The sequence below is a fragment of the Aerococcus sp. L_32 genome, from assembly GCF_050689315.1.
The window spans coordinates 1-2,609 of sequence record NZ_JBOEQF010000281.1 but is presented as its reverse complement, the minus strand read 5'-3'; the positions used below and the strand labels follow the sequence as shown (position 1 = coordinate 2,609).

Sequence of the window (2,609 nt, the reverse complement as noted above, 5' to 3'; positions counted from 1 at the left end):
ACTGCTACACTTGTACACATGATGGCCTTTGACTTCTTGCGTGAAAATACTGTCTTCATAGGACTATTAGCCCTGTACTTTGCGGTAACAGTCGCAGCCTCTGTATACGCAAACAGCAAACAAAAAGCAACAGCTTAATTTTTGAGAAATTATCTAAATAAGCAAGACCTCCAAAAACAGGGGAAATCCTGTTCTGATGGAGGTCTTTTTCATTTTGCTATCAAGCGGTTTATCTTCTAACGAAATCCAATAAAATTGTATAAATATTCTCAAGATAACCACTTAAGGTGCTATACTTTAGGTGGTTATCTTTTTAACCTTTAAATTAAAACACTTTGTGAAAATAACCCAGCAAAATTTTACAAAGTTAGATACACAGAAAGTATCCGATTTCCTAAAAATAAGTTTTGAAAAGTCGCTGAAACCGATATTTTTAAGCTTTTATCAGTCACATTTGGCATTTTTATTCATCTTTAAAATTCGCTGCCAATTACGTACTTCATCGACACCAAAATCTTAAAATATGACAGGATAGCCGGCGTATCCATTGCCACGGTAGCCAGCATGTCACCCGCTGTACCTTGCAACAGACGTTCCAGGTGACGTCACCTTAGCCACAGCCCAAGCCTTGATGACAGCCATTACCGCCACTGTTGTTGCCCCAATGATTGTCAATAAACTCCATATGGGAAAGAACAAGCGCTAATTTAGCTGGCGCAAGACGAAAGGTCGAGACTTGGTCTCGGCTTTTTTTTAAGCCAAAATGCTACCCGAAACCATTCACAAGTCCGCAGAATCTTTCAAATCAAATGACAAGGCAAACTTTGCTGTCTCATTTCTCCGTGACAACAGTCTTTGTTATAATGAGCATAAAGGGCGGCTTTGCCCTTTTCCAATTGCAAGGGGAACTGACCCTGGGCTTACCCTTGCGAACAGACCATGATAAATGCGCCGGGCAAGTCAATAGCAACGACCAAATTTCCTCAACGTCCATCACCTACTAGGCCGAAAGCCCAGAAGAGGTGGGAGACATCCTAGCCTAAGTAGTGGCAGCAGGTGGGACCATTCTAAGCCAACCTGTATCCCATGACTGGGTTACCAGGGTCATTTCAAAGATCCAGACGGCCGCCTTTGGGAAATTGCCAGTTTCTATGCCTAAAAATCAATAACAGAAATTTGAAGGAGTATCAATTGATGACAACTGAGAAAGAAAAGATGATAGCTGGGCTGATTTATGACGCCAACTATGACCAGGAATTAATAGACGCCAGAGCGGATGCCAAGGAATTGTGTTATGACTTTAATCATGCACGGCCCAGTGAAAAAGTAAAGGGACAAGACATTATCCGCCAGTTACTAGGCAAAACGGGCGAGAGATTTGAAATTGCGGGGCCATTCTACTGTGATTATGGTTTCAATATTGAAATCGGGGGAAATTTTTATGCCAACCACAATTTAGTTATCCTAGACGGGGCTAAAGTTACATTTGGAGATAACGTATTTGTTGCACCAGACTGTGGCTTTTATACAGCTGGTCACCCGCTAGATGCAGACCGCCGCAACAAGGGATTAGAATACGCCAAACCCATTACAGTCGGCAATAACGTCTGGTTTGGTGGTGGCGTGAAAGTCATGCCCGGTGTAACGATTGGGGACGGGACTGTCATTGGTGGCGGTTCAGTAGTCACAAAAGATATCCCAGCCAACATGATTGCAGTTGGTAACCCTTGTAAGCCAATCCGTGAAATCACTGAAGCAGATGCTCGCCGTGACGGTTAATCTGTTATAATAGTTATTGAGAGAGGTTGAGATAAAATGAATAATAATGACCGACTAACGCGCTTGCGTTATGCTTTAGATATCAAAGACGAAGATGTTGTAAAAATTTTTGACATGGGTGGGGCAAGTGTCACAGCTGATCAAGTACGTGCCTTCACTACTTCAACGCGAACTAGTGAAGACGAGTATGAGCGTGAGTATGAAGAAGTCTTAGACAATGAACACTTTGAACGCTTTTTAAATGGGATTATCACTTCCCAACGTGGCGTCCGTGAAGGGGCCCCGGAACCAAAGCTAGAGTTAACTGACGACAATGCCAACAATCTATTATTGAAGAAAATGAAGATTGCCTTGTCATTGACCACAGAAGATTTGCATGAAATCATGGAAGATGCTGGCGGCCGTTTAACCAAAAGTGAATTAGGTGCCGTCTTACGTAAAGAAGGCCACCGCAACTACAAACCATGTGGCGACCGGTACGCACGTAACTTCCTAAATGGGTTGAAAATGCGCTATCGTGGGGAATAAATTACCGTCCCATATATAGTAGATAATAGTAGATAATAGTAGAAATCAGGCTGGGGAAACCTAGTCTTTTTTCGTATAAACTGTTATAATTTCTTGACAATTGCCAGAAGAGGTGTGAAACATTGAAGAAAGATCTATATCCAACAGAAGTTCTTGAGGTAACAGTTGAGAAACTGGACCATACAGGCGTGGGTTTTGTGCGCTATATCCATCCGCCAGAAAAAGGCCCCCATGGAAAACATTTACTACTATTTATCGATAATGTCGTCCCGGGCGACAAAGTTCGCGTGACTGTGCCCAAT

The 2,609-nt window shown here is 42.6% G+C and carries 3 protein-coding genes and 1 pseudogene; all 4 read left to right on the top strand.

From position 1 onward, the window contains the following. Window positions 1–1,046 precede the first annotated feature (1,046 nt). The gene (locus tag ACRCJ0_RS11775; RefSeq protein ID WP_431390531.1) at window positions 1,047–1,169 is read left to right on the top strand and encodes a hypothetical protein; all 123 of its coding nucleotides are present in this window, start codon (window positions 1,047–1,049) and stop codon (window positions 1,167–1,169) included. A gap of 25 nt (window positions 1,170–1,194) precedes the next feature. After that, window positions 1,195–1,779, top strand: coding sequence for a sugar O-acetyltransferase (locus ACRCJ0_RS11770; RefSeq protein WP_431390530.1), 585 nt, complete (start codon window positions 1,195–1,197; stop codon window positions 1,777–1,779). Window positions 1,780–1,815: 36 nt separating this feature from the next. Next, complete coding sequence (locus ACRCJ0_RS11765) at window positions 1,816–2,307, top strand: DUF1456 family protein (RefSeq protein ID WP_016897240.1); 492 nt, start codon at window positions 1,816–1,818, stop codon at window positions 2,305–2,307. 122 nt (window positions 2,308–2,429) lie between these two features. After that, window positions 2,430–2,609 (top strand): annotated as a pseudogene (locus ACRCJ0_RS11760) (23S rRNA (uracil(1939)-C(5))-methyltransferase RlmD); the annotation flags it as partial.

Excerpts from the sequence above, each read along its gene's own strand:
- ACRCJ0_RS11770 (WP_431390530.1), top strand. The coding sequence starts at position 1,195 with ATGACAACTGAGAAAGAAAAGATGATAGCTGGGCTGATTTATGACGCC.
- ACRCJ0_RS11765 (WP_016897240.1), top strand. The coding sequence starts at position 1,816 with ATGAATAATAATGACCGACTAACGCGCTTGCGTTATGCTTTAGATATC.